This window comes from Streptomyces prasinopilosus (assembly GCF_001419695.1).
Taxonomy (GTDB): Bacteria; Actinomycetota; Actinomycetes; order Streptomycetales; family Streptomycetaceae; genus Streptomyces; species Streptomyces prasinopilosus.
On the sequence record NZ_LIRG01000765.1, the window covers coordinates 1 to 3,469 of the forward strand.

3 protein-coding genes are annotated in these 3,469 nt (G+C 67.1%); all 3 read left to right on the top strand.

What is annotated here, in order from left to right; all coding sequences use genetic code 11:
- Positions 1 to 1,745: branched-chain amino acid ABC transporter permease (locus AOK18_RS26040; protein ID WP_055695928.1), on the top strand; the 1,745-nt coding region annotated here is incomplete at its 5' end.
- Between the two features lie 3 nt (positions 1,746 to 1,748).
- The gene (locus tag AOK18_RS26045; RefSeq protein ID WP_055695929.1) at positions 1,749 to 2,747 is read left to right on the top strand and encodes an ABC transporter ATP-binding protein; all 999 of its coding nucleotides are present in this window, start codon (positions 1,749 to 1,751) and stop codon (positions 2,745 to 2,747) included.
- Complete coding sequence (locus AOK18_RS26050) at positions 2,744 to 3,460, top strand: ABC transporter ATP-binding protein (RefSeq protein WP_055574284.1); 717 nt, start codon at positions 2,744 to 2,746, stop codon at positions 3,458 to 3,460. Before AOK18_RS26045 ends, AOK18_RS26050 begins: the two co-directional genes overlap by 4 nt.
- Positions 3,461 to 3,469 lie beyond the last annotated feature (9 nt).

Sequence of the window (3,469 nt, forward strand, 5' to 3'; positions counted from 1 at the left end):
GAGACGACGGTGAGGGCGCCACCGCCGGCGGCGCCCTCACCGTCGTCTCCACCTTCCTCGCCTGGACCTGGACCTCCGACTTCCCCGGCGACCTCACCTACTACGGCTATCCCGGCGGACTCCAGGTCCTCGTCCTCGTCGCCGGCGCCCTCACCACCCTCCTCGCCCTCTCCTCCCACGGCGTCCGCGGCCTGCGCTGGCTCACCCCCGCCGGCGCCGACGCCGCCATCAAACTCGCCGCACTCGCCGCCTTCACCACCACCTGGTACACCGTCCTCGCCATCAGCCTCGAACTCGGCGGCCTCGTCAACCTCGAACCCGGCGGCTACCTCGCGGCCGCGGCCACCCTCCTCGCCCTCCTCGGCGCGCTCGCCCTCCCCTTCGAACGCCCCGAACCCGACCCCATCGACCCCGACGAAACCGGCTGGGCACGCTTCCGGCACAACACCGGCCACACCTGGCAGACCGTCAAGGCCGCCTTCACCTCCGGCACCCCACGCGCCGTACCCCCCCTGTCCTCCTACGCCGAGATCCTCATCATCGTCGGCATCCTCGCCCTCGCCCTCGTCATCTTCACCTACGGCATCGGCACCGAGTACGACGAACTCTTCGTCGGCTTCCTCATCACCGCCGGCTTCGGCTTCGCCGCACTCAACAAGGCCGGACTCATCGCCCAGGCCTCCCACATCACCGCCCGCCACCAGAACATCACCGTCTGCGGCGCCTTCATCGCCGCGGCCTGCTTCCCCTTCACCCAGACCGACGACCAGTACGCCACCCTCGGCGTCTACATCCTCATCTTCGCCACCGTCGCCCTCGGCCTGAACATCGTCGTCGGCCTCGCCGGACTCCTCGACCTCGGCTACGTCGCCTTCCTCGGCGTCGGCGCCTACGCCGCCTCCCTCGTCTCCGGCTCCCCCAGCTCCCCCTTCGGCGTCCACTTCCCCTTCTGGGCAGCCGTCCTCGTCGGAGCCGTCGCCTCCCTCATCTTCGGCGTCCTCATCGGCGCCCCCACCCTCCGCCTCCGCGGCGACTACCTCGCCATCGTCACCCTCGGCTTCGGCGAGATCTTCCGCATCGCCGTCAACAACCTCGACGGCACCTCAGGACCCGACCTCACCAACGGCTCCAACGGCATCTCCTCCATCCCCGACCTCACCATCCTCGGCTTCGACTTCGGCGCCCCCCACGACATCGCCGGCTTCACCATCGGCCGATTCGCCAACTACTTCTTCCTCATGCTCGCCATCACCGCGGTCGTCGTCCTCGTCTTCCGACGCAGCAGCGACTCCCGCATCGGCCGCGCCTGGGTCGCCATCCGCGAAGACGAAACCGCCGCCCTCGCCATGGGCATCAACGGCTTCCGCGTCAAACTCATCGCCTTCGCCCTCGGCGCCACCCTCGCCGGCCTCGCCGGCACCGTCCAGGCCCACGTCACCTACACCGTCACACCCGAGCAATACCTCTTCGCCGGCACCACCCCACCCAACTCCGCCTTCCTCCTCGCCGCAGTCGTCCTCGGCGGCATGGGCACCATCGCCGGCCCCCTCATCGGCGCCGCACTCCTCTTCCTCATCCCCAACAAACTCCAGTTCCTCGGCGACTACCAACTCCTCGCCTTCGGACTCGCGCTCGTCCTCATCATGCGCTTCCGCCCCGAAGGACTCATCCCCAACCGCCGCCGCCAACTGGAATTCCACACAGAGGACGACGCGCCCGCAGTCCTGAGCAAGACAGGGGCCTGACACATGACCACCCACACCACCACCAAGGACACCGCCCCAGGCACCCCCACCCCCGGCGAAACCGTCCTCGACGCCCGCGGCGTCACCATGCGCTTCGGCGGCCTCACCGCCGTCCGCGACGTCGACCTCACCGTCAACAGCGGCGAGATCGTCGGCCTCATCGGACCCAACGGAGCCGGCAAGACCACCTTCTTCAACTGCCTCACCGGCCTCTACATACCCACCGAAGGCGAAGTCCGCTACAAGAACCGCGTCCTGCCCCCCAAATCCTTCAAGGTCACCGCAGCCGGCATCGCCCGCACCTTCCAGAACATCCGCCTCTTCAGCAACATGACCGTCCTGGAAAACGTCCTCGTCGGCCGCCACACCCGCACCAAAGAAGGACTCTGGTCCGCCCTCCTCCGCGGCCCCGGCTTCCACAAGGCCGAAGCCACATCCCGCGAACGCGCCATGGAACTCCTCGAGTTCATCGGCCTCGCCGACAAAGCCGAACACCTCTCCCGCAACCTCCCCTACGGCGAACAACGCAAACTCGAAATCGCCCGCGCCCTCGCCAGCGAACCCGGCCTCCTGCTCCTCGACGAACCCACCGCCGGCATGAACCCCCAGGAAACCCGCGCCACCGAAGAACTCATCTTCGCCATCCGGGACATGGGCATCGCCATCCTCGTCATCGAGCACGACATGCGGTTCATCATGAACCTCTGCGACCGCGTAGCCGTCCTCGTCCAGGGACAGAAACTCATCGAGGGCGACGCCACCACCGTCCAGAACGACGAACGCGTCATCGCCGCCTACCTCGGAGAACCCCTCGCCGACGACCCCGGCGCCGAAGAAGTGGCCGAAGTCGAGGCCGCCGAAGCCGCCGCCGAAGCCGCGGCGGCCGACACCGCCGACACCGCCGACGCCGACACCACTGCCGGAACCACCGCGACCACCGGGACCACCACGGACCCCACCCCCGGCAAGGACGCAACACCCGGCAAGGAGAACGACCGATGACCGCACTCCTCGAAGTCGAAGACCTCAAGGTCGCCTACGGCAAGATCGAAGCCGTCAAAGGCATCTCCTTCAAGGTCGAAGCCGGCGAAATCGTCACCCTCATCGGCACCAACGGCGCAGGCAAAACCACCACCCTCCGCACCCTCTCCGGCCTCCTCAAGCCCGTCGGCGGCCAAGTCAAATTCAACGGCAAATCCCTCAAGAAAACCCCCGCCCACCAAATCGTCGCCCACGGCCTCGCCCACTCCCCCGAAGGCCGCCACATCTTCCCCCGCATGACCATCGAGGACAACCTCCGCCTCGGCGCCTTCCTCCGCAACGACAAACCAGGCATCGAAAAAGACATCCAGAAAGCCTACGACCGCTTCCCCATCCTCGGAGAACGCCGCAAGCAGGCAGCCGGAACCCTCTCCGGCGGAGAACAGCAAATGCTCGCCATGGGCAGAGCCCTCATGTCCCAGCCCAAACTCCTCATGCTCGACGAACCCTCCATGGGCCTCTCACCGATCATGATGCAGAAAATCATGGCCACCATCTCCGAACTCAAGGCCCAGGGCACCACCATCCTCCTCGTCGAACAGAACGCCCAGGCAGCGCTCTCCCTCGCCGACCAGGCCCACGTCATGGAAATCGGCAAAATCGTCCTCTCCGGAACCGGACAGGACCTCCTCCACGACGAATCCGTCCGCAACGCCTACCTCGGCGTCGACTGACCCACCCCC

What these genes read in the sequence shown, in the direction of transcription:
- AOK18_RS26045 (WP_055695929.1), top strand. Translation starts at nt 1,749, where the DNA reads ATGACCACCCACACCACCACCAAGGACACCGCCCCAGGCACCCCCACC.
- AOK18_RS26050 (WP_055574284.1), top strand. Translation starts at nt 2,744, where the DNA reads ATGACCGCACTCCTCGAAGTCGAAGACCTCAAGGTCGCCTACGGCAAG.